The organism is Acidipropionibacterium jensenii, assembly GCF_005890135.1.
Lineage (GTDB): Bacteria > Actinomycetota > Actinomycetes > Propionibacteriales > Propionibacteriaceae > Acidipropionibacterium > Acidipropionibacterium jensenii.
Genome location: NZ_CP040635.1, coordinates 64,446 through 86,029 on the forward strand (window position 1 = coordinate 64,446; position 21,584 = coordinate 86,029).

Genomic DNA, 21,584 nt, shown 5'->3' on the forward strand with positions numbered 1-21,584 from the left:
CGTCATTCAGCCCTGTTCGTTCTCCCCCGGCTGAATGACGCCCTTCTCCAGGGCGTAGAGGGTCAGTTCGACCCGGTTGTGGAGCTGGAGCTTGCGCAGCACGTTCTGGACATGGTTCTGGACGGTGCGGTGCGAGACGAACAGCTCCTCGGCGATCTCCCGGTAGGCCATCCCCTGGGCCACCCGTCGCAGCACCTCGACCTCCCGGCTGGTCAGTCGGGGGCCGGCGTCCTGGCTGGCGCCGCCGTTCCTGGTCGCCATCCGACGGAACTCGCCGAGCACCAGGCCAGCCAGTCCGGGGGTGAAGACGGCGTCCCCCTCGGCGGTGCGACGCACCCCGCTGATCAGCTCTGCCCGGGAGGCGGACTTCACCAGGTATCCGCGGGCCCCCGCCTTGGCGGCCCGCAGGACGTCGTCGCGCTCACCCGAGGCGCTGATCACCAGGACGTGCATGGAGGGGAACTCGGTGGTGAGGATCTGGGTGCAGGTGGCTCCGTCGGGTTCGGGAATCTTGAGATCGATGACCAGCACGTCGGGTCGGGCCGCCCGGGCCCGGCGCAGGCACTGCGCACCGTCATGGGCCACCGCGACGACGTTGAACCCCTCGGCCGTGAGATCCTCGCTCAGGGCGTCGATCCACATCGGATGGTCGTCGACGAGCATCACACGATGCGTGCCGGCGGGTGCTGGGATGGTCATGTGGCTGCCCTCCTGACCCCAGCTTTCCATCCTTGTGCCGCCCAGACCAGACCCTGGGAGGCGTCGGGTCCTCCGGAGGGCTCGATCAGTGGCCCGGTCCGGCCGACGCAACGCGCCGCACGGGCGGCCGCGATCGGTCACTGCGTCCGGGGGACGGGTCGCACTGCCTGACGGCCGGTCGGCACCCGGATCTCCCACTCGACCCCGTGGCCCTCAGAGGTCCGCATCGTCGTCGTCCCGCCCAGGGCAAGGATCCGCCCGGCGATGGAGTGGGTGATCCCCATCCGGCCCTCGGCCGCCGCCTGCTCGGCCTGGCCGGGCGACATCCCCGAGCCGTTGTCCCGCTCGGAGATGACGATCGTCCCGGCCTCCTCCTCAATGAGGATCCAGCAGTGCGCGGCGGCACCGGCGTGGTGAGCGACATTGGAGATGATCTCGACCACCGCCTTGTCGAGCTCGTCGACCAGATGGGCGGGCAGCAGCAGCTCGCCGGCCATCGCGGAGACGGTGACCGACTCCCCCTCATGGCTCTCGACGGCCGCGACCAGATCTTTGAGATTCGGAGGGCCCTCGGCCCGGGCCCCCTCCCCCGCCGACATTTGCAGCATTCTTCGCAGCTGGCCGCCCTGCTCATGGGCCAGACGCGCCAGCGCCTGGCCTCGCGGGCCCAGGTCGGGCCCCTCCCGCTCGACCATCGACAGCACTTGGAGGGCGCCGTCGTGCACGATCCTACCGAGCCGCTCGCGTTCGGCCAGCCTGGCGGCCACCGCCTGATCGCGCTCCCGATCGGCCATCATCCGGCGGATCTGGTCGATCAGCCGACCCAGCACCACGCAGGCGACCACCAGCAGCAGGTCGGCGCTCCAGGCCCAGAGGTCCCCGTGACCGACCCCGGCCAGCCCCGGGGCGATCACCAGCAGCGCCGCCAGGAAGCCCAGCAGAGGCCCGCGGATGAGGGCCGCCGACAGGGCCGCGCAGATCACCCAGTAGGACCCGATCCCCTCGAAACTGGCGGTGCGGACCGAGGGCCCCAGAATGATCTGGGAGATCGCGGTCACCGACACCGCGATGAGCACGTCGACGCCGGTGAGGGCCAGTGGCGGTACCGAGTCCCGGCGCACCCACGCCGTCATGACGGCGGTCCAGACGAGCATCGCCGTCAGCACCGCGGCCAGCGCCCAGGGGTGGCTGCTGTGCTGCCATCGCAGCACGCCCATCAGAATGGCGTGGCCCAGGAGTACCCAGCGCAGCACGGTGACGGCCCGCTGGAGTCGCCCGGCGGGGTCGTCACGGCGTCGGGACGCGCTCAGGCGGCGGGTCTGCCGATCGGCGGCATCAGTGCTCATCCTCGGTGTTCCCGTCGGTGCCGGGGCGGTACGCCTCGTCGGGCCGGTCCGCCTCGTGGATGACCCCAGGGGTGATCCCGGCTGCCCTCAGCCGGTCGGCCAGGGCGGCCTCGCGGGCCTGGACCTTGGCCCTCTCCCTGGCCAGGATGGCGGCCTGAGCCAGGTCGGCGGCCTCCACGGCGGCCTGGGCCCGCACCTCCTGACGCTCCAGGATGAGCTGCTGACGGGCGGCCGCCCGGTGGGCCCGTCGTGCCCGGGAGCGGTCCCGTCTGGCCGCGCTGGCCTCCTGCCGGGCCGCCGGCGCGGGGATGTCCCGGTAGGGCAGTCCGGCCAGGGTGCTGATCGCCTCCATCACCTCGTCGGTGACGGCGCGCAGCACCGCCCTGCTGTGGGGGGTCTCGGCGTGCCGGCTGAAGTCCATCGGCTCGCCGACCCGAAGTGCTCCCCGGTCCCCGGTGATCACCGCCGGGACCACCGGGACCCCGGTCTCCAGGGCCAGGTGGGCGACCTCGACGTCCCCCTTGAACACCCCGTCCCCGGGAGCGATCGCGTTCTCCGGGAAGAGCACCACCAGCCCGCTCTGCCTGAGCACAGCCAGCGCCCGGGATCGCGCGGAGGTGCCCCAGGGCACCGACCGGGTGGGCATCACCAGTCCCAGCCAGGGTCTGCGCCCGGTGGTCCCGCGGATCGCCGAACGGACCAGGACGGCGTCGTCGCGTCCGACGTGGTGGACGGCGAGGATGAGCGCCCCGTCGGGCAGATCGACACCGGTCAGTGCGATCTCACCTCCTGGCAGCAGCGGCGATCTCGTCATCGCGCACCACCGGCGTCCCTGTCCTGGTGCGGTTCGGGGGCCGGCACACCGCCCGGCCGGGGACGCCGCCAGGGGGTCAGGTCCTTGCCCTTGAGGTTGCCGTACTTGACGCGGAATCCGTAGACGTCGACGTAGTCCTGGCCCCCGAGCTGCTGGATGGCGTCCATCACCTCATTGGTCACCCAGCGCAGCACGGCGGCCTCCTCCTCGCGGCCGCGCAGCTCCTCGAAGTCCAGCGGCTTGCCGATGATGATCCCGGGCCGGACCACCTTGGGGATGCCGAACGCGCCGCGGACCAGTCCGGTGCCGACCACCGCTGCCGGGATCACCGGGACCCCGGCCATCAGGGCCAGCCGGGCGACCCCGGTCTTGCCCCGGAACATCTCACCGTCGGCCGACCGGGTGCCCTCGGGGAAGATCCCGACCATTCCGCCCTCGCGCAGCCGGTCCAGAATCGGACGCATCCCCTCGACGGAGCGCCGGCCGCCCGACCGGTCCAGGGGGACCTGGTCGACCGCCTTGAGGAACCAGGCGACCGCCTTGGACCGGAGTCCCCCGTCCCCCTGGAAGAGCTCCTTCTTGGCCGGGTAGGTGAGCTGGCGGGGAATCATCGCCGCCACGATCACCGGGTCGAGGTACTCGATGTGGTTGCAGGCCAGCACCGCTCCGCCGGTGCTCGGGAGGTTCTCCTCACCGACCACCCAGGGATGCCACAGGGTGCGCACGATCGGACGGATCAGACCGCTCCGGAAGAACTGGTACCACATGGGGATCCCTTCTGGACCATGGCCGCCCGCGCGGGGCCCGCCAGCGCTCGTGACTCTTCGGCCACAGACTATCCGGTGCCGCCGATCCCGTGCTGACCGCCGAGGGGGCCTAGGCTCGACGCCGTGATGCCCTCACAACTGCTCGGATCCTGGTCGTTCACCCGCTCGATCGCCGAGCACCGGACCGGGGCTCGCTACCGGGCGCACGGGACGGCCCGGTTCAGTCCGGCGACCGGTGGCCGGGTGCGCTGGTTCGAGGAGGGGGTTCTCACCACCGACGGCGGATCCAGGCCCTTCACCCGCACCCTCTTCCTGGTGCCGGGGGCGCAGGGCTGGACGGTGACCTTCGAGGACGGCCGGTTCTTCCATCCCTGGGTGGACGGGCGGGTCACTCATCTGTGCGGACGCGACACCTATCGCGGCGACATCGCCGGTCCGCAGAGCTCCGGTGCAGGGAACTGCGGCACGCAGAGCTCCGATACGGGCATCCACGGTGCGGGGAGCTCCGGTACGGGCGTTGACCAGGACCGGGAGCCGGCCTCCTGCGACGCCGGCTGGCAGATCACCTGGACGGTGTCGGGTCCTCACAAGGACTACACGATGACGACCGGGTACCGGCCGATCACCGAGTGATCGAGGACCTCTCCGAGGGGGCCGCGAAACCCTCGGTGAGGGTCTGGAAGATCGGGCGGCGGCGAGGCCGGGCGCGACGGGGGTTGCGACGGCGGGGCCAGAATCCGCGCGCCGGGCCTGGCGGCTCGGTGATGGAGTGACGGGCCAGATCGGCGGCCCCGATGAGCCCGGCGTCGGGACCGAACGCGGCGTGCTCGATCTCGGCCATCGGACGGAATCCGCGACCGGTGAGGTGTCTTCCGAAGGCGGTCCGGGCCGGTGCCAGCAGCAGCTCGCCGGCATCGCTCACCCCGCCGCCGATGACGAACAGATCGGGGTCCAGGGCGGCTGCCAGGTCGGCCATCCCGAGACCCAGCCAGTGGCCGACATCGGCGATGAGTTCGATGGCCATCTGGTCCCCGTCCACCGCGGCGGCGGTGACGTCGGGGCCGACGAGTCTGGCCGGATCGTGGTCGGTGACGTGCTCGATGAGACCCTGGGCCCGCGGTGAGCCCTCCTCGATGAGGGCTCTGGTGTCACGCACCAAGGCATTTCCGGAGGCGTACTGCTCCCAGCATCCGCGGTTTCCGCAGGGGCACCAGTGCCCGTCCGGGACCACCGTCATGTGGCCGAACTCCCCGGCCATCCCGTAGCGGCCTCGGAACAACCGGCCGTTGATCACCAGGGCACCGCCGATACCGGTCCCCAGGGTGAGGCAGACCATCACCCTGGATCCGCGTCCGGCGCCGAACCGGAACTCCGCCCAGGCGGCCGCGTTGGCGTCGTTGTCGACCAGCACCGGGACGGGTATCCGGGTGGTGAGCCGGTCTCGCAGCGGCTCGTTGCGCCAGGCGAGGTGGGGTGAGAACCTCACCAGGGCCTGTTCGGTGTCGACCCATCCGGCCGCTCCGATGCCGACCGCACCGATCGACAGGCCGGTGGAGAGCTCGTCCACCGACTCGACGATGGCGTTCTCGACGGCCTCCGGGCTCCGCGAGGGAGTGGGACGTCTCAGTCGGCGAAGGATGGTCCCGGACTCATCGACGACACCGGCGGCCACTTTCGTGCCGCCGATGTCGATCCCGATGCTGAGCACCGGGTCAGCCTACCCGCCTCGCACCCGCGATGGGCATCTCGCCCACGGGAGAGGTCTTGATGCCGGCGCTCGGATTGGCAGCGTGGACGATCTGCCCGTTGCCGATGTACATCGCCACGTGGCTCGGCGGCACGCCGTAGTAGAAGACCAGGTCACCGGGCTGAAGGCTGCCGGTCGAGACCGGGGTGCCGGCGTTGAACTGCTCCTCGGAGGTCCTCGGCAGGCTCACACCCGCCGAGGCCCAGGCGGCCTGCATGAGGCCGGAGCAGTCGTAGGCGGTGGGGCCGGTGCCACCCATCACGTAGGGCCCGCCGACCTTCGACATCGCGAAAGCGATGGCGGTGGCGGCGCGACCGGAGGCCGAGCTGCCGGTCGAACTGCTGGAGGAGGCCTTCCGGGGAGTCGACGAGGCGCTGGTGCTCGGGGCCGCGGGCCGGGAGTTGGAGCGGGAGGTCTGGGCGGCGGCCCGGGCGAGGTTCGCGGCGGCAGCCGCTGCCTGCTCCTGGGCCAGCCGCTCCTTCTCCTGGGCGGTCAACCGGTCGAGGATCTGGTTGGCCTCGTCCTGCTTGGCCTGGGACTGCTTGAGCAGCTTGGCCTGGGCGTCGCGGTTGGACTTGATGGTGGCCCGGTCGGCGGCCGCCTGCTTCTCGAGGGTCTGCAGCAGGCCCTGCTGGGTCTGGAAGGCCAGGAACTGGCTCTTGGTGCGGTCGCTGACGTTCTGCACGGTGGCCAGCTTGGAGAGGAACTGAGCGGAGTCCCCGCTGGTCACCAGCTGGGCGGTGAGGCTGACCCCGCCGCTCTGGTAGTCGTTGACGGCCAACGAGCTGAGGGTGGAGCGCATCGAGGAGACCTTGGCGCGCTGGGCGGTGAGGTCCTTGTTGGCGGTGGCCAGCTTCTTGGAGGTGGTGTCCAGCTGAGCCTGGGCCTTGGTGTAGCTGTCCTGGATCTTTGCGGTCTGGGCCGAGATGGCGTCGAGGTTCGACTTGGCCTCCGAAACCGTGTCAGGAGCGGCGGCAGCACTTCCCTGTCCGCCGACCAGCCCCGAGACGACAATGACACCGCTCAGTGCGGTGGCCGCCAGGCTGCGGCCGATCCTGCTCCGCCTGCCGGTCGAGCAGGGGCGGGTCGCCGAGCTGGTCTGTCGATCCTGTGCCACGTTCTCTCCTCTGCACCACCGGTGAACCGGTGGTCCTCAATGCCTGATGTCGTCGGTGTGCACATGCAAGCGCCCAACCCGTCCGACTGAGAAAATCTTAGACGTTGCTCAGCTCCAGCGCAAATGATCCCGTCCTTCGGCGTCCGCCCTTGTCAGAGCGATCGGAAAGGGATCGGGAGAACGCCGTGGGAAGTGTCGGTGGCGATCTCTAGCCTGAGGATCATGACCGCTCCCGCCGTCCAGCCCTCATTCGACGATCTGGGCACTCCGCTGTTCGACGTCACCTTCTGCGTGGTGGATCTGGAGACCACCGGGGCGGGCGGCGAGGACGCCATCACCGAGATCGGAGCGGTGAAGGTGCGCTCCGGCGTCGTCCTGGGCGAGTTCGCCACGCTGGTGCACCCGCCCTCCCACATCCGCGCCTCGGTCCAGCTGCTCACCGGGATCACCGACGAGATGGTGGCCGACTCCCCCTCCATCGTGGCGGTCCTCCCGAGCTGGCTGGAGTTCAGCCGGGGGACGGTGCTGGTGGCCCACAACGCCCGCTTCGACATCGGCTTCCTCAAGAGGGCCTGCGCCGACGACGAGCGACCCTGGCCCGGCAACACCGTGGTCGACACCCTGGCCCTGGCCCGCTCCTGCCTGCCGCGTCAGGAGGTCGGCGACTTCAAGCTCGGCACCCTGGCGCGCCACTTCCGGGCTGCCACCTCCCCCACCCACCGCGCCCTGGACGACGCCCGGGCGACGGTCGACGTCCTCCACGCGATTCTCGAGAGGCTCGGCAATCTGGGGGTGACCACCCTCGAGGACCTCATGGAGGTCACCCACGCGGTCCCGGCGGCGCGGCGTGCAAGACGCACCTGGGCCGACGGGCTGCCCGAGGGCCCGGGGGTCTACTGGTTCGTCTCGGAGCACCGGACCAGTGTCCCCGAGGTGATCTACGTCGGCACCTCGGTCAACGTGCGCAGACGGGTCCGCCAGTACTTCACCGCATCGGAGACCCGACGGCGGATGGATGAGATGGTGCGGGTGGCCACCGGGGTGCGAGCCCAGGCCTGCGCCACCACCCTGGAGGCCGGGGTCCGCGAACTGCGGCTCATCGACTCCCGTCAGCCGCGCTACAACCGCAGATCCCGACGTCAGGACGCGGTCACCTGGGTGGCCCTCACCGATGAGCCCTTCCCACGGCTCTCGATGGTGCGCGACACCCGCCGATCCGGCCGGATCTACTGGGGCCCGTTCACCGGTCGCGGTCAGGCCGAGGAGGCCACCCGGACGCTGCGCGAGCTCACCGGGCTGCGGGAGTGCACCGGGGCACCGGCCTCCCACCCGCACGGCTGCCCACTGGCGGAGATGGGTCGCTGCGCGGCGCCCTGCCTGGATCCCGAGGCGGCCGACCGCCGGGCCGACTACCAGCGGGTGGTCGACTCCGCCCGCCGGGCGATGACCGACGACGTCCGACCGGTGATGGAGGCCGCCTGCCGGCGGATCGCCACCCTGGCCCTCGCCGAGCGTTTCGAGGAGGCCGGTGACCTCACCCGGCGCACCGGGCTGCTCATCAGGGCCTCGCGCCGCCGCGCCCGGATAGCCGCCCTGGCCGACTGCGAGGAGATCATCGCCGCTCTGCCCTGCGGCGGGGGAACGGGCCGCGACGGCTGGCAGTTCCATCTCATCCGTCACGGCCGACTGGCCGCCGCGGCGGTGAGCCCGGCCGGCTCCGACCCGATGGAGACGGTGGCCAATGCCCGCCGGGAGGCCGAGACCGTCCTGCCCGGACCTCCCGGAGTGCCGGGCTGCTCGGTCGAGGAGGCCGAACTGGTGGCCTCCTGGCTCGAGCAGCCCGGGGTACGGCTGGTGGACATCACCGGACAGTGGGCGTGGCCGGTGCACTGCACGGTTCCGGACCATCAGCAGGCCCAGTCCGTGGCCCGGCTGATGACGCCCGAGCCGACACGACCGGGCGCGGCCCCGGAGATGGACGACACCCCCGGCGAGCGCCACTAGAGTTGTGGCCATGCTCAACGCGATCGTGCTCATCCAGGCCAGCTCGTCGAGAATCCCCGAGGTGGCCCAGGCCATCCTCGACCTGCCGGGAGTCTCCGAGGTCTACTCCACCGCCGGTCATGTCGATCTCATCGCCATCGTGCGGGCGCACGACATGGAGGAGGCGGCGGAGATCATCTCCGACCGCATCAACAAGATCGACGGCGTCGTCGACACCGACACCCACATCGCCCTGCGCACCTACTCCGAGCACGACCTGGAGTCGATGTTCTCGATCGGCGACTGACAGTCGGCCCGGCGGGGATCAGCGCATCCAGGTGAGGACCAGCACGACCAGGCAGACCAGCGCCACGGCGGCGTAGCTCAGCCAGACCCTGGTCCGGCTCGCCCAGCGCGTCCGGTTCCAGACCCATCCCACCAGGGCGCCCACCACGACCGCCCCGATCCCGGCGGTCCAGTCCCTGGAGCCGGCCAGGATCCCCCAGATCACCAGCAGGGCGATGAGGATGATGTCGCCGCGGATGTCCTGGTGCTGCAGGTACTTGATGACGGCCATCGCCGCGAGAATGCCGAAGACCCCGCAGATCGACCCCGACAGGGATGCGGCGACGCCGGTCACCGACAGCGCGGTGGCACCTCCCAGACCCGCCAGCAGGTAGACCACGGCGAAGTCGATGGAACCGAGCATCGGTTCCAGGGAGCGTCCGACCAGGATGAGGAAGGCGGCATTGATGACCGCCTGGAGGATCGACCCGCCGGACAGCGCGAACAGCAGCGGCCGCCACACCTGGAAGTCGAACTGGGGGCTGGCGCCCGCGGCCAGCCAGTAGCCGACCGGCCCGACCATCGAGACGACCGAGATCACCACCGTCACGGCGGCCAGTGCGATGGCGGCCGGAATCTGAGCACCGGATGGTCGGATCCGGTGCTCAGCCCATCTGTCATTGCCGTTCCTCATGTCAGCCTCCTCGTCGCGACCCCGCCGCAGGCTCGGTTGTTCAGCCGGGACGCCGGCCCCGGGGTGCCAGGGGAGGCCGACGAGGCGATCACTCGCCGAGCTCGACGCTCTCGATCACCACGGGCTCGACGGGTCGGTCCATCCGGCCGGTGGGCACCTTGGCGATCTCGTCGACGACCTTCCTGGACGCCTCGTCGGCGACCTCGCCGAAGATGGTGTGGCGCCGGTTGAGGTGCGGGGTGGGGGCGACGGTGATGAAGAACTGAGAGCCGTTGGTGCCCGGGCCGGCATTGGCCATCGCCAGCAGGTAGGGCTTGCCGAAGGTGAGATCGGGGTGGAACTCATCGCCGAACTGGTATCCGGGGCCGCCGGTTCCGGTGCCCAGCGGGCATCCTCCCTGGATCATGAATCCGTCGATGACGCGGTGGAAGGTCAGTCCGTCGTAGAACTTCCCGGTCGTCGGCTTGCCGGTCAACGGATCGGTGTACTCCTTCGTGCCGCCGACCAGGCCGACGAAGTTCTTCACCGTCTTGGGTGCCTGGTTCTCGAACAGATTGAGCACGATGTCGCCGTGATTGGTGTGCAGGGTCGCGGATGTGGCCACCTGACTGCCTTCCTGGTAGGGGTGTTGGAGACAACTGCTGGTCCCCCGGTCCACAGTAGCGACTCCGGTAGGACCCATTCCGGTTTTCCCTGTCGTGGCTCGACCCCTGCGGCTACGGTGGGTGATGCTTGACCACAAGCCACACACCATCAGGAGGAACTCGTGTCCTGCACCAAGAAATCGCTGCGCGAGGCCGCCGAGCACACGGCCGCCTCGGCGAAGGAGCAGAGCGCCCAGGCACTCGCTGGCGCCACCACCACCCTCAGGGCCGCCCAGGAGAAGGCCGCTCCGCTGGCCGCTCAGGCCGCCGACCGGATCGGACCGTTGACCGAGCAGGCCGCCGAGCGCGGCAGGCGGGCGGTCGCCGAGGCCCGCGAGGTGACCCAGCAGAAGGTCGTCCCGGCAGTGAAGCAGGCCTACGAGTCATTCCAGAAGGATGTCCTTCCCGAGCTCGAGGTGCGCGCCCGCGAGGTCGCCTCCAGCCCCGCCGTCGAGGAGGCCACCAGGCGCGGCCAGGCCGCGCTGTCGGCGCTCAAGGGCCAGACGGCCGGCGCCGGGGCCACCGCAGCCGGTGTGGTCGCCGCCTCTCCGAAGCTCTCCCGCAAGGCGCGCAAGGCTGCCAAGAAGGCCGAGAAGAAGCTCGCCAAGGCCGACCGCAAGAGCCACAAGGTGCTCAAGACCTTCCTCATCCTGGGTGGTCTCGGAGCTGCCGGCATCATCGCCGCCCGCAAGTTCCTGGGCTCCTCCGACGACGGCTGGACCGCCCGCGAGCCCGCCGAGACCTACTCCTGGACGCCGAAGGCGCCCACCACGGAGCCCGCCCCGGAGGCCGAGAAGCCCGCTCCGCAGGCCTCGGCACCGTCTCCCGAGAGCCCCGACGAGACCTCGGGCGAGGCCACCATGACCGAGGAGGGAGCTCCGGCTCCCGAGGGCGTGGAGACCACCGCAGACGCCCCGGCCGATGACTCCTATGTCGGCAACGAGCCCCCGGAGGGATACGTCATCAAGGCCAACAGCCGCTCGAAGAAGTACCACCTGCCCGGATCCGCCGGCTACGACCGGACCATCACCGACATCTGGTTCGCCAGCGAGGAGGCCGCTGAGGCGGCGGGGTTCACCAAGGCGCAGCGCTGAGGCACTCAATCCGCTGAGCCGTTCCGGCACAGCGTCGAGACGTCACCGAGAGGCGGGCGGGTCCGAGAGGACCCGCCCGCCTCTCGTGCGCCCTCGCCGGGGCGAGTTTCCTGTGAATATCGCCCAGACCGTCACAACCGGGCCCTCTCAGTCCACCTGTTCAGGGTGAGAGGGGCTACTGGGTCCCTCCGCCCGACGACGCGAGGACAGTCATGAGCACCCCATCTCGACCGGACCGACCCGACCAGCCCCAGCATCCCCACCAGACCCGCCGGCCCGGGCGAACCCCCGCCGACGATGCCGTCGCGCACCGCTGGGTGCCGTCGGCCCGCTTCGCCGCCCACCTTCGTCAGCTGAGATCGGCCACCGGGCTGCCCTGGCGGGTGCTGGCGCTGGCCTGCGGGGTCTCCCCCCGCACGGTGGACCGACTGCTGGGCGGCGGCCGACCGCCGCGCCGGATCCGGCAGGTCGATGCCCGTCGACTCCTCCTCCTGGACACCCGGGCTCTGGCAGCATTGGAGCTGGAGCTGGTCAAGGCCGACGGCACGACGGCACGGCTGAGGGCCCTGGTGGGTCTGGGCGTTCCGCTGTCGCAGCTGTGCTCCGAGCTGAGGATCGACAGGACCGAGCTCCTCGACCTGATCAGTGGTCGTCGGCGCCGGTGCACCGCGATGGTGCGGCTGCGGACCAGGGCCGCCTGCCAGTCCCGCCGGATGTGGACCTGGAGCGAGGATGTGGGACCCACCGAGTCCGAGGAGGCGGCCTGAGATGTTCGGTGCAGCGCTGTCGTGGGATGTGCTCGCAGCGGCCGGGGCGGGGGCCGCGGTCTCCCTCCTGCTGGCGATCGTGCACCTGAGGGTGCTGGTCCCCCGGCTTCCCGAGCCCGACCCCGACGAGGTGGGGGCTGAGGTGATCGCCGCCAAGCCCCGGTACCGCGACCTGGTGACCCCGGCCCGCACCGCGGTGCTGTCGGTGCTGGCGATGGCGGCCGGAGCGGCCACCAGCCAGGTGCCGGCCTGGGGTCGGGGGATCTGGTGGGTGTGGGCGGGCTCGGTGCTCACCCTGGTGGCGGTGGACCAGGCCACCACCTTCCTGCCCGTCCGGTTGTGGAGATGGTGCCTGGCCGAGGGACTCATCGCCGCCGCGGTCACCGCGGCCCTCGTGAGCACCCGCCCGGCCGACCTGCTGGCCTGCCTGGTGCTCGGCGCGGTCACCGCCGGCCTGTTCTGGCTGGTGTGGAGACTCGGCGCCGGACTGGGCTTTGGCGATGTCCGGCTGGCCGCCGGGACCGGCGCGGTGGGAGCCGTGCTGGGTCTGGAGGGGTGGGCGGCCTCCCTGATGGCGACCGCCCTGACCGGGGTGCTGATCGGTGTCGGCACGACCCTGGTGAGGCGGTTCCGGCCCTCCCCGTGGGGCACCGTCTTCGGCTACGGACCGGCTCTGTGGCTCGGTCCGTGGGGCGCCCTGGCGGTCAGTGGTGCGCCCTGGCAGTGAGCCCAGCGGCACTCTCTGCTGAACCCCTCCGGGACGAGGACGGACCGGGAATGGAACCTCAGTCGGTCCGGGTGGCCCTCTGGGTGGCCTCGATCCAGCCGGCCAGATGCTCCCTGGCGACTCCCTGGTCGACTGCCTCGGCGGCGCGCTCCAGGGGACCCTTCAACTGGTCGGCCAGCGGGGCCTCCAGGTCGGGCCCCTGGAAGGCCAGCAGGGCGGCGGCGGCATTGAGCAGCACGATGTCGCGCACCGGTCCGGTCCGCCCGTCGAGCAGGTCGCGGACGACCTGGGCGTTGAAGGCGGGATCGGCCCCCACCAGGTCGTCACGGCTGGCCCGGGCCAGACCCAGGTCCGCGGGATCCAGGGTGGTCTCGACCACCTGGCGGTCGCGGAACAGCCAGATCGACGAGTCGGTGGTGGTGGTGAGCTCGTCGAGCCCGTCACCGCCGTGGAAGACCAGCCCCCGGGAGCCACGCCTGGCCAGTACCTGGGAGACCAGCGGAGCCATGCTCCGATCGGCGATGCCGATCGCATTGGCCACCGGACGGGCCGGGTTGCTCAGCGGCCCGAGCAGGTTGAAGGTCGTCTGGATGCCGAGCTCCTTGCGAGCCGGCCCGGCGAAGCGCAGCGAGGCGTGGTACAGCGGGGCGAACAGGAAGACGATGCCGGAGGAGGCCAGCACCTCGGGCTGACGGTCCGGGGGCACCGACAGGGCGACCCCCAGGGCCTCCAGGCAGTCGGCGGTGCCGCAGGCCGAACTGGCGGCCCGGTTCCCGTGCTTGACGACCCTCGCCCCGGCTGCTGAGGCCACGATGGCCGCCATCGTGGAGACGTTGACAGTGTTGGCCCGGTCACCGCCGGTGCCCACGATGTCGACCGTCTCGTGGTCCAGGTCGATCGGGGTGGCCCGGCCCAGCATTCCGTCCGCCATTCCGGACAGCTCGTCGACCGTCTCCCCCTTGGCGCGCAGGGCCACCGCGAAACCGGCGATCTGGACCGGGCTGAGATCTCCGGAGAGCACCTGATCCATCGCCCACGCCGCGGTCTCCTGATCCATGTCCGTGCCGCTCACCAGGCTGGTGAGCAGGTCCGGCCAGGTCCGGCCACCTGCGGGGACGGTTTCGGTCGACATAGGGGAACTCCCTTCAGGCTGCCCTGACGACGTCCGCGACGACCCTGGGCAGCTCAAGAGGATCGACGGGGTGGGTGGAGATGGCATCGGCACGTGACCAGCTGGCCAGCCACGCGTCGGCGACGCGAGCAACCAGCAGCACCACCGGTGGGCAGTCTGCCACCTCGTCCTTGAGCTGGTGACACAGTCCCATTCCGCCGCTCGGCACGGCTTCGCCGTCGGCGATCAGCACGTCATAGCCGCCGGAGTCCACCGCATGGACGGCTGCCGCCTGGGTGGCCACGTCCACCGTCTCCACCTCGGGCAGGTCCGCGGCGATCCGGCTGCCCAGTGCCAGCCTCACCTGCTCGCGCACCTGTCGGTCGTCGGAGTACACCAGCACCTTCAGGGTGCGCGTCCCACTCGTCTTCTCGTCACTCATGTCCGGTCCTCACACGGGTCGTTGTGTGCGCCGACGGTGAAATCCGGGAATCCGTCAGGCGGCTCTGGGCGGAGGCGGCCGCGGAGCCGACGTCGCACTCCAAGCCCTCCGGAGGGCATCGTATCGCCACCCGAACCGGCTGCGATCACCCCCACCCGACCGCCCCGAGGACCCGGCCATATCTCATCGGGAAGTCTGTCAATCACTCAGGGTTGAGGTTTCCTTTCGCCAAGACATGACCAATCGCCCGATTGCCGACATAATGACCTCGTGGCCACTTCATCGCAGACAGCCGAGCGACCGACCGGTGCCATCCATCCGATCGCCCCATCACGACTCAAGGCTCCCGCCGGTCGTCCAGACCTCCTGCCCATGGGGGTCTGGGTGTGGCTCGCCAGTGAGCTGATGTTCTTCGCGGCACTGTTCGCCGCCTACTTCATGATCCGTCAGACCACCAGCGTCCAGGCGGCGGCCGGCTCGCAGAACCTCTGGCAGAGCCAGTCCTCCCACCTGGACATCCCCTACGCGGCGGTCAACACGCTGATCCTGGTGCTCTCCTCGGTCACCTGCCAGATGGGTGTCCACGCCGCAGAGCACGGCCGGGTGCGCCGTTCGGGCGGGTTGGGGGCGATCACCTCCTGGGGGATGCGCGAGTGGTACACCCTCACCTTCGCGATGGGCGCGGTCTTCATCGCCGGGCAGGCTCTGGAGTACGCGAACCTCATCAGCGAGGGCCACACGATCTCCTCGAACGTCTACTTCTCGTTGTTCTTCCTGGCCACCGGTTTCCACGGCCTGCACGTGCTGGGCGGCCTCATCGCCTTCCTGTTCACGCTGGCACGCACCTACCTGGCGCGGACCTTCACTCACGAGCAGGCGGTGATGGCGATGGTGGTGTCCTACTACTGGCACTTCGTCGACGTCATCTGGATCATCCTGTTCTCGGTCATCTACATCGTGCACTGACCGCGCGCCAGACAAGAAAGGTCGATCCAGTGAGATTCCTCTCCACGCGACGACGGCACCCGGCGGCGAAGCCCCTGATGCTGGTGCTGGCTCTTGTGCTGGTGGGCAGCGTCTACGCCCTGGTGAGCCCCGCCGCCTCCAGCAGTGCCGACTCGAATGTGTCCAGCCAGGTGGCTGCCGGCAAGGCGATCTTCGAGACGAACTGCTCCTCGTGCCACGGCATGAACGGCGAGGGCACCTCCCAGGGCCCCAGCCTGGCCGGAGTGGGAGCGGCGTCTGTCGACTTCCAGATGGGCACCGGGCGGATGCCGATGGCCCGCCCCGAGGCCCAGGCCCCCGCCAAGCGCACCACCTTCACCTCCGAGGAGGTCGCCCAGGTCGCCGCCTATGTCGCCACCCTGGCCCCGGGCCCGGCGATCCCCAGTGCCGACCAGTACGCCACCGTCGGCCTGACCGCCGAGCAGGTCGCCCGCGGCGGGGAGCTGTTCCGCACCAACTGCTCTGCCTGCCACAACATCGAGGGACGCGGCGGAGCGCTGCCCAACGGTTCCTACGCACCCTCCCTGATGAAGAGCTCCGGCAAGCACATCTACGAGGCGGTGCGCACCGGACCCCAGCAGATGCCGGTCTTCTCCAAGCAGGTGATGACCGACCAGGACGTCAAGGAGATCATCGCCTACCTCAACACGACCCACTCGCAGCCCTCAGACGGAGGGTTCGCGCTGGGCGGTCTCGGCCCGGTCTCCGAGGGGCTGTGGGGCTGGATCATCGGAATCGGTGGATGTCTGCTGGCCGCCGTGTGGCTGGCGCGGAAGGGAGCTCGGTCTCGATGAGCACCGATCAGATGGAACCGGCGGGAAAGACCCCGGAGCAGGATCCCTCGACGGTCCATCCACCGATCGCTGATCCGGGCCCCGAGCCCTATGTCGACCGGTACAGCGACACCGACCCGGAGGTCGGCCGCCGGGTCTACCGGCAGGTGGTCGCGATGTACGGCCTGGCCCCGGTGCTGGCCGTCGCCTTCGTGGTGTGCTACTTCGCCATCCCCCGCGACGCCGCGGTGTCCTTCGGCCCGCTGCACACCAGTGCGATGCATCTGGCTCTCGGAGGCACCGCCGGGCTGGCCATCCTGCTGATCGGGCTGGCCTCGATCCACTGGGCCAAGCAGATCATGGAGGACCGCGAGATCTCCGAGGAGCGCCATCCGGTGGCCTCCTCCGACGAGGACCGGCAGGCCATCGCCGCGGCCTGGAAGGCCGGTGCCGAGGACTCCCGGCTCGGCCGGCGCAAGGTGATCGGCCTGGCCCTGGGAAGTGCGCTGGGAGCGCTGGCCCTGCCGGCCGTCGTGAGCTTCGCCGACCTCGGACCCAAGCCGACCGCCTCGATGCGCGCCAAGACCATCGAGCGCACCATCTGGGCCGAGGGTGTCCGGCTGGTCAACGACATCACCTACACCCCGATCAAGGCCTCCGAGATGGAGATCGGCCAGCTCGTCAACGCCGAGCCCGAGAACCTCGCCGAGATGGAGGGGGTCCACCAGCAGATCGAACGTGCCAAGGCCGCCATCATCATCGTGCGGATGGATCCGGACTCGATCAAGATCCCCGACTCCCGGCGCGACTGGCAGGTCGGCGGGATCCTCTCCTACTCGAAGATCTGCACCCACGTGGGCTGCCCGATCTCGCTGTGGGAGCAGCAGACGCACCATCTGCTGTGCCCCTGCCACCAGTCGACCTTCGACCTGGGCGACTCCGGAGTGGTGGTTTTCGGACCGGCCGCCCGCTCCCTGCCGCAGCTGCCGATCACCGTCGACCAGCAGGGCTATCTGGTCGCCCGCAGCGACTTCACCGTCCCGGTGGGTCCGAGCTACTTCGAGCGAGACTCCCGTCACGACTTCAAGAAGGGTGACAACTGATGGCCAGCCCCACCGGCACAGCCGACACCTCACCCGCCGTGGAGACCAAGGTCCCCGACGACGTCCCGCCCAAGAGGTCCGCCACCGGCGTCCTCACCTGGGCCGATGACCGGCTCGGACTGGCGAAGCTCGGCCGCTCCGGACTGCGCAAGGTCTTCCCCGACCACTGGTCATTCCTGCTCGGCGAGATCGCGCTGTACTCCTTCATCGTGCTGCTGCTCACCGGGGTCTTCCTGACCCTGTGGTTCAAGCCCTCGATGGCCGAGATCGACTACCAGGGCTCCTACCAGCTGCTCCGAGGGGTGCCGATGTCGGAGGCCTTCGCCTCCACCCTCGACATCTCCTTCGACGTGCGGGGGGGCCTGCTGGTCCGCCAGATCCACCACTGGGCCGCCATCCTGTTCGTCGCCGCCGCGATGGTGCACATGCTCCGGGTGTTCTTCACCGGAGCCTTCCGCAAGCCGCGCGAGGTCAACTGGCTGATCGGCATCGGACTGTTCATGCTGGCCATGGTCGAGGGATTCGCCGGCTACTCGCTGCCCGACGACCTGCTGTCGGGAACCGGCCTGCGCTTCGTCGACGGCCTCATCCGGTCCATCCCGCTGGTGGGCACCTGGATCGAGTTCTTCCTCTTCAACGGGGAGTTCCCCGGTACCGCCATCGTGCCCCGGCTGTACATGGTGCACATCCTGCTGGTGCCGGCGATCCTGCTGGGACTGGTGGTCGCCCACATCTCGCTGGTCGTCTACCACAAGCACACCCAGTACCCCGGCCCCGGACGCACCGAGAACAATGTCGTGGGCTACCCGATGTTCCCGGTCTACATGGCCAAGGCCGGCGGATTCTTCTTCGTGGTCTTCGGGATCACCACCCTGATGGCCACCTTCATGCAGATCAACCCGGTGTGGAAGTACGGCCCGTACAATCCCTCCCAGGTCACCGCCGGGTCCCAGCCCGACTGGTACATGGGCTGGTTGGAGGGTGCCATCCGCATCATGCCGGACTGGGAGTCGCACATCGGCCACACCACCTGGAGCTGGAACATCTTCATTCCGGGCGTGGGACTGATGGGGCTGCTGATGACCGCCTTGGTCGCCTGGCCCTTCGTGGAGCGGTGGATCACCGCCGACAACTCGTACCACAACATCCTGGACCGGCCGCGCAATGTGCCGACCCGCACCGCACTGGGTGTGGCGGCGATGACCTGCTACGCGATGTTCTGGCTGTCGGGCGGCAATGACATCATCGCCACCCACTTCCACGTGAGCCTCAACGCGGTGACCTATTTCATGAGGGTCGCGGTGTTCGTCGCCCCGGTGATCGCCTACCACATCACCAAGCGCACCTGCATCAGTCTGCAGCGGGCCGACGCCCAGCGTCTGCGCCACGGATCCCCATCCGGGGAGATCGTGCGCTCCCCCGACGGCGGCTACACCGAGTCCCATGAGCCGATCAGCGTCGCCGAGGCCTACTCCCTCACCCAGCACCGGCAGTACCCGGTCCTGGAGGCCACTGTCACCGGTGATGAGGGAATTCCGGTCAAGAACGGCATCTCGAGGCGGCGGGCCCGGCTGTCGCGGTGGTTCCTGGGAGCCAATGTCCCGGTCCCCCGCTCCGACGAGATCCACGTCGAGGAGGAGCCCGAGGTCGGCACTCAGCCCGAGTCCCCGTCCGAGGTCGGAGACGCCCCGAGGAGTGATGAACTCGAGGGATCGACGCACTGAGTCCTGCGGCCCGGGGGTTGTCCCCCGGGCCGCAGTGCGTCCTGGGGTTGCTGGTCCGGGTGGTCCTGTCGCGATGGCTCCCCGGCGGCGGCGAGTGCGCTCAGATAGGCCCGGGCCCAGCCGACCAGATCGGCGCGACAGCCGGCGATCCGGCAGCCACGACCCGAGGCCTTGACCGGGATACCCTCCTGCCGCCATCTCTCGACCGCTCGGGCCGTCAGTCCGATGGGCAGGTCGCCGGAGACGGTGACCACCCGCCACCAGCACACGTCATGGCCGCTGACCGCCATGATCCGACCGACCCGGCGGGCCGAGGTGCCGACCAGCTCGGCGACGTCGGAGTAGCTCACCACTCGTCCGGAGGGCACCAGATCCACGGCGAGCAGCACCCGGTCGATGGTCTCGGCGGTCGGGCTGGGGTTCACCAGGCCATTCTCGCCCAGCCGCGGAGCACCCCCGTCCACCCCGTGACAGAGATAGGCTGCAAGGCACCTGTCATGAGAGGATCAAGTACGTGCGTTTCCTGAATGAGCAGCCGACCTACGACCTCACGTACAACGACGTCTTCATGGCGCCCAACCGGTCCTCGGTCGGATCCCGGATGAATGTGGACCTCACCTCCACCGACGCCCTTCACACCCCCACCCCGATCGTGGTGGCCAACATGACCGCCGTCTCGGGCCGGAGGATGGCCGAGACGGTCGCCCGTCGGGGCGGCATCGCGATCCTCCCCCAGGACATTCCCGCCCCCTTCGTCGCCCGATCCATCAGCCGGGTCAAGGCCGCCGACACCCGCTTCGACACGCCCGTGAAGGTCGATCCGACGACCACCGTCGGGGAGGCCGTCGGACTCCTGCAGAAGCGAGCACACGGGGTGGCGATCGTCCTGGAGGACGACCGACCCGTGGGCCTGGTCTCCCCCAGCGAGGCCGAGGGGGTGGACCGGTTCGCCCAGGTCCACGAGGTGATGTCCACCGACCTCACGGTGGTCAGCCCCGATCTCAGCGCCGACGACGTCTTCAACACGCTCTCCGACCACCACCAGAAGGTGGCGGTCGCGGTCGACGACCAGGGCCGGCTGGTCGGCATCATGAACTCCCGCGGAGCCCTGCGCAGCGAGATCTACCAGCCCGCGGTCGACCCCTCCGGGCACCTGATGGTCGGTACCGCGATCGGCATCAACGGGGACGTCGCCGGGCGCGCCAGGGCCGCCCTGGACGCCGGCTCCGATGTGCTGGTGATGGACACCGCCCACGGTCACCAGGACCAGATGATCAAGGCGATCCGGATCGCCCACCGGGTGCGCGGCGAGTTCGCCGAGGAGACCGGACGGCGGGTCCCGATCGTGGCCGGCAACATCGTCACCCGACGCGGAACCCTGGACCTGCTGGACGCCGGTGCCGACACCGTCAAGGTGGGCGTCGGACCCGGCGCGATGTGCACCACCCGGATGCAGACCGGGGTGGGACGTCCCCAGTTCAGCGCCGTCCTGGAGTGCGCCGAGGCCGCCGCCGAGGTCAACGGCTCGATCTGGGCCGACGGCGGGGTCCGTTACCCGCGCGACGTCGCCCTGGCCCTCGCCGGCGGCGCCGGCTCGGTGATGATCGGGTCCTGGTTCGCCGGCACCCACGAGTCGACCGGTGAGATGATCACCGACCACGACGGACGCCGGTACAAGGAGTCCTTCGGAATGGCCTCGGCCCGCGCGGTGCGTCACCGCACCCGTCAGCGCAGCGCCTTCGAGAGGGCCCGTGCGGCACTGTTCGAGGAGGGCATCTCGCACTCCAGGATGTACCTGGACCCGGACCGCCCCGGGGTCGAGGACCTGCTGGACTTCATCACCTCCGGGGTGCGCTCCTCGTGCACCTACGCCGGCGCCGCCAATCTGGCCGAGTTCCACGAGAAGGCCGTCATCGGGGTCCAGTCCCCGTCCGGCTACGAGGAGGGCCGCCCGCTCTCCAGCTCCTGGAGCTGACCGGTCGCCCTCTGCCGGCCTGCGTAGGCTGATGACCATGAACTCTTCCATCAGCACAGCATCCACCAGTGAGGGCCGCACGGTTCTGGTCATCGGCGGGCACGGCAAGGTCGCCCTGCTGCTGGCCGCCGAGATGGCCGACACCGATAACCGGCTGATCTCCGTCATCCGTCACGCCGAGCAGTCCGACGATGTGCGGCGGGCCGGGGCCGAGCCCCTGGTCGCCGACGTCACGACGATGTCGGCCGCCGAGCTGGACCGACTGATCGAGGGGGTCGACGCCGTGGTGTGGTCGGCCGGCAACGGCGGCCGGGCCGGGGCGGAGCAGACCTATGCCATCGACCGGGACGGCTGCCAGGCCGTGGTCGACGCCATCTCACGGTCCTCCTCCCGGCCCCGGTTCATCCTGGTGTCGTGGTCCGGCAGCCCGGACCACGGGGTGGACCCGGCGGTGCCCTTCTTCGCCTACGCGGATGCCAAGGCCCAGGCCGACCGGTACACGATGGCCTCATCGGTCGACTGGACCATTCTCGGCCCGACCTCGCTGAGTCTGGAGGCGGCCGGCGGCATCACCGTGCTGCCCGACGGGCACTCGGCCCACCCGGACACGCCCACCTCCCGGCAGGCGGTGGCCCGGGTCATCGTCGCGGTTCTGGCCCACCCGCAGACCACGAGTCACCGGTTCATCCGGTTCAGCGACGGACCGACCCCGATCCCCGAGGCCTTCGCCTGATCTCATCGTCCCTCACCGCCACGCAGCACAGCGC

At 70.0% G+C, this 21,584-nt stretch carries 23 protein-coding genes; 12 read left to right on the forward strand and 11 right to left on the reverse strand.

The genetic code is table 11. The annotated features are described in order from the left end of the window. Positions 1–6: 6 nt before the first annotated feature. The 4 genes from FEZ32_RS00295 to FEZ32_RS00310 all read right to left on the reverse strand — a co-directional run bounded on the left by FEZ32_RS00295 (position 7) and on the right by FEZ32_RS00310 (position 3,626). A complete protein-coding gene (locus tag FEZ32_RS00295; RefSeq protein ID WP_097799100.1) occupies positions 7–699 on the reverse strand; it encodes a response regulator in 693 nt (230 codons plus the stop codon). A gap of 137 nt (positions 700–836) precedes the next feature. Further along, positions 837–2,045 (reverse strand): ATP-binding protein, encoded by a 1,209-nt coding sequence (locus tag FEZ32_RS00300; RefSeq protein WP_138679626.1) that lies wholly within the window; start codon positions 2,043–2,045, stop codon positions 837–839. Further along, on the reverse strand, positions 2,035–2,859 hold the full coding sequence (locus tag FEZ32_RS00305) for a lysophospholipid acyltransferase family protein (RefSeq protein ID WP_097799102.1): 825 nt from the start codon (positions 2,857–2,859) through the stop codon (positions 2,035–2,037). Before FEZ32_RS00305 ends, FEZ32_RS00300 begins: the two co-directional genes overlap by 11 nt. Continuing rightward, complete coding sequence (locus tag FEZ32_RS00310; protein WP_028702806.1) at positions 2,856–3,626, reverse strand: lysophospholipid acyltransferase family protein; 771 nt, start codon at positions 3,624–3,626, stop codon at positions 2,856–2,858. The genes FEZ32_RS00305 and FEZ32_RS00310 overlap by 4 nt, the downstream gene beginning before the upstream one ends. Positions 3,627–3,752: 126 nt before the next feature. Between FEZ32_RS00310 and FEZ32_RS00315 the strand changes: the two genes are divergently transcribed. Beyond that, entirely contained in the window at positions 3,753–4,259 is a 507-nt protein-coding gene (locus FEZ32_RS00315; RefSeq protein WP_051238213.1) for a DUF6314 family protein, read from the forward strand. Here the strand turns inward: FEZ32_RS00315 and FEZ32_RS00320 are convergent. Beyond that, positions 4,249–5,334 (reverse strand): ROK family glucokinase, encoded by a 1,086-nt coding sequence (locus FEZ32_RS00320; protein ID WP_028702805.1) that lies wholly within the window; start codon positions 5,332–5,334, stop codon positions 4,249–4,251. The genes FEZ32_RS00315 and FEZ32_RS00320 overlap by 11 nt on opposite strands. A 4-nt stretch (positions 5,335–5,338) precedes the next feature. After that, positions 5,339–6,490: a C40 family peptidase gene (locus FEZ32_RS00325; RefSeq protein ID WP_084149296.1), complete on the reverse strand. Its 1,152-nt coding sequence runs from the start codon at positions 6,488–6,490 to the stop codon at positions 5,339–5,341. Between the two features lie 222 nt (positions 6,491–6,712). On the opposite strand from FEZ32_RS00325, the gene FEZ32_RS00330 reads away from it, so the two are divergent. Further along, on the forward strand, positions 6,713–8,494 hold the full coding sequence (locus FEZ32_RS00330) for a DEDD exonuclease domain-containing protein (protein ID WP_071161707.1): 1,782 nt from the start codon (positions 6,713–6,715) through the stop codon (positions 8,492–8,494). Positions 8,495–8,504: 10 nt separating this feature from the next. Further along, positions 8,505–8,780: an Lrp/AsnC family transcriptional regulator gene (locus tag FEZ32_RS00335; protein WP_028702803.1), complete on the forward strand. Its 276-nt coding sequence runs from the start codon at positions 8,505–8,507 to the stop codon at positions 8,778–8,780. A gap of 18 nt (positions 8,781–8,798) precedes the next feature. On the opposite strand, the gene FEZ32_RS00340 is transcribed toward FEZ32_RS00335, so the two are convergent. Next, positions 8,799–9,377, reverse strand: coding sequence for a rhomboid family intramembrane serine protease (locus FEZ32_RS00340; RefSeq protein WP_028702802.1), 579 nt, complete (start codon positions 9,375–9,377; stop codon positions 8,799–8,801). Between the two features lie 163 nt (positions 9,378–9,540). Then, positions 9,541–10,056 (reverse strand): peptidylprolyl isomerase, encoded by a 516-nt coding sequence (locus tag FEZ32_RS00345; RefSeq protein ID WP_138679627.1) that lies wholly within the window; start codon positions 10,054–10,056, stop codon positions 9,541–9,543. Between the two features lie 162 nt (positions 10,057–10,218). On the opposite strand from FEZ32_RS00345, the gene FEZ32_RS00350 reads away from it, so the two are divergent. From FEZ32_RS00350 to FEZ32_RS00360, 3 genes are all read left to right on the forward strand, one after another. Beyond that, on the forward strand, positions 10,219–11,190 hold the full coding sequence (locus tag FEZ32_RS00350) for a sunset domain-containing protein (RefSeq protein WP_028702800.1): 972 nt from the start codon (positions 10,219–10,221) through the stop codon (positions 11,188–11,190). Between the two features lie 212 nt (positions 11,191–11,402). Next, the gene (locus FEZ32_RS00355; protein ID WP_051238211.1) at positions 11,403–11,957 is read left to right on the forward strand and encodes a transcriptional regulator; all 555 of its coding nucleotides are present in this window, start codon (positions 11,403–11,405) and stop codon (positions 11,955–11,957) included. A 1-nt stretch (position 11,958) separates the two neighbouring features. Further along, positions 11,959–12,684 carry a prepilin peptidase gene (locus FEZ32_RS00360; protein WP_051238210.1) on the forward strand — a complete coding sequence of 242 codons (726 nt, stop codon included), beginning with the start codon at positions 11,959–11,961 and terminating at the stop codon, positions 12,682–12,684. Positions 12,685–12,742: 58 nt separating this feature from the next. On the opposite strand, the gene trpD is transcribed toward FEZ32_RS00360, so the two are convergent. Both trpD and FEZ32_RS00370 read right to left on the reverse strand, forming a co-directional pair. Further along, positions 12,743–13,816 carry an anthranilate phosphoribosyltransferase gene (trpD, locus tag FEZ32_RS00365; protein ID WP_138679628.1) on the reverse strand — a complete coding sequence of 358 codons (1,074 nt, stop codon included), beginning with the start codon at positions 13,814–13,816 and terminating at the stop codon, positions 12,743–12,745. Positions 13,817–13,829: 13 nt separating this feature from the next. Further along, the gene (locus tag FEZ32_RS00370) at positions 13,830–14,237 is read right to left on the reverse strand and encodes a DNA-binding transcriptional response regulator (protein WP_028702797.1); all 408 of its coding nucleotides are present in this window, start codon (positions 14,235–14,237) and stop codon (positions 13,830–13,832) included. A gap of 270 nt (positions 14,238–14,507) precedes the next feature. On the opposite strand from FEZ32_RS00370, the gene ctaE reads away from it, so the two are divergent. From ctaE to qcrB, 4 genes are read left to right on the forward strand one after another with little or no spacing between them, the layout of a single operon-like run. Beyond that, the gene (gene ctaE / locus FEZ32_RS00375) at positions 14,508–15,203 is read left to right on the forward strand and encodes an aa3-type cytochrome oxidase subunit III (protein WP_436406245.1); all 696 of its coding nucleotides are present in this window, start codon (positions 14,508–14,510) and stop codon (positions 15,201–15,203) included. A gap of 29 nt (positions 15,204–15,232) precedes the next feature. Next, positions 15,233–16,036, forward strand: a complete 804-nt coding sequence (gene qcrC, locus FEZ32_RS00380; RefSeq protein ID WP_028702795.1) for a cytochrome bc1 complex diheme cytochrome c subunit — start codon at positions 15,233–15,235, stop codon at positions 16,034–16,036. After that, positions 16,003–17,118 carry a cytochrome bc1 complex Rieske iron-sulfur subunit gene (gene qcrA, locus FEZ32_RS00385; RefSeq protein WP_414973644.1) on the forward strand — a complete coding sequence of 372 codons (1,116 nt, stop codon included), beginning with the start codon at positions 16,003–16,005 and terminating at the stop codon, positions 17,116–17,118. The genes qcrC and qcrA overlap by 34 nt, the downstream gene beginning before the upstream one ends. After that, entirely contained in the window at positions 17,118–18,842 is a 1,725-nt protein-coding gene (qcrB, locus tag FEZ32_RS00390; RefSeq protein ID WP_138679629.1) for a cytochrome bc1 complex cytochrome b subunit, read from the forward strand. Before qcrA ends, qcrB begins: the two co-directional genes overlap by 1 nt. Here qcrB and FEZ32_RS00395 read toward each other — a convergent pair. Further along, a complete protein-coding gene (locus FEZ32_RS00395; RefSeq protein ID WP_084149299.1) occupies positions 18,773–19,267 on the reverse strand; it encodes an MGMT family protein in 495 nt (164 codons plus the stop codon). The genes qcrB and FEZ32_RS00395 overlap by 70 nt on opposite strands. 143 nt (positions 19,268–19,410) lie before the next feature. On the opposite strand from FEZ32_RS00395, the gene FEZ32_RS00400 reads away from it, so the two are divergent. Together FEZ32_RS00400 and FEZ32_RS00405 are read left to right on the forward strand one after the other, a co-directional pair. Beyond that, positions 19,411–20,817 (forward strand): GuaB1 family IMP dehydrogenase-related protein, encoded by a 1,407-nt coding sequence (locus tag FEZ32_RS00400; protein WP_244937997.1) that lies wholly within the window; start codon positions 19,411–19,413, stop codon positions 20,815–20,817. Between the two features lie 37 nt (positions 20,818–20,854). Continuing rightward, on the forward strand, positions 20,855–21,550 hold the full coding sequence (locus FEZ32_RS00405; RefSeq protein ID WP_138679631.1) for an NAD(P)H-binding protein: 696 nt from the start codon (positions 20,855–20,857) through the stop codon (positions 21,548–21,550). Positions 21,551–21,584: the final 34 nt, after the last annotated feature.

Bases quoted from the DNA above. Each gene is read 5' to 3' on its own strand.
- FEZ32_RS00370 (WP_028702797.1), bottom strand. From the start codon at position 14,237: ATGAGTGACGAGAAGACGAGTGGGACGCGCACCCTGAAGGTGCTGGTG.
- FEZ32_RS00310 (WP_028702806.1), bottom strand. From the start codon at position 3,626: ATGTGGTACCAGTTCTTCCGGAGCGGTCTGATCCGTCCGATCGTGCGC.
- FEZ32_RS00405 (WP_138679631.1), top strand. From the start codon at position 20,855: ATGAACTCTTCCATCAGCACAGCATCCACCAGTGAGGGCCGCACGGTT.
- FEZ32_RS00335 (WP_028702803.1), top strand. From the start codon at position 8,505: ATGCTCAACGCGATCGTGCTCATCCAGGCCAGCTCGTCGAGAATCCCC.
- FEZ32_RS00305 (WP_097799102.1), bottom strand. From the start codon at position 2,859: ATGACGAGATCGCCGCTGCTGCCAGGAGGTGAGATCGCACTGACCGGT.
- FEZ32_RS00300 (WP_138679626.1), bottom strand. From the start codon at position 2,045: ATGAGCACTGATGCCGCCGATCGGCAGACCCGCCGCCTGAGCGCGTCC.
- qcrB (WP_138679629.1), top strand. From the start codon at position 17,118: ATGGCCAGCCCCACCGGCACAGCCGACACCTCACCCGCCGTGGAGACC.
- FEZ32_RS00315 (WP_051238213.1), top strand. From the start codon at position 3,753: ATGCCCTCACAACTGCTCGGATCCTGGTCGTTCACCCGCTCGATCGCC.
- FEZ32_RS00360 (WP_051238210.1), top strand. From the start codon at position 11,959: ATGTTCGGTGCAGCGCTGTCGTGGGATGTGCTCGCAGCGGCCGGGGCG.
- FEZ32_RS00330 (WP_071161707.1), top strand. From the start codon at position 6,713: ATGACCGCTCCCGCCGTCCAGCCCTCATTCGACGATCTGGGCACTCCG.
- FEZ32_RS00355 (WP_051238211.1), top strand. From the start codon at position 11,403: ATGAGCACCCCATCTCGACCGGACCGACCCGACCAGCCCCAGCATCCC.
- FEZ32_RS00295 (WP_097799100.1), bottom strand. From the start codon at position 699: ATGACCATCCCAGCACCCGCCGGCACGCATCGTGTGATGCTCGTCGAC.
- FEZ32_RS00400 (WP_244937997.1), top strand. From the start codon at position 19,411: ATGGCGCCCAACCGGTCCTCGGTCGGATCCCGGATGAATGTGGACCTC.
- trpD (WP_138679628.1), bottom strand. From the start codon at position 13,816: ATGTCGACCGAAACCGTCCCCGCAGGTGGCCGGACCTGGCCGGACCTG.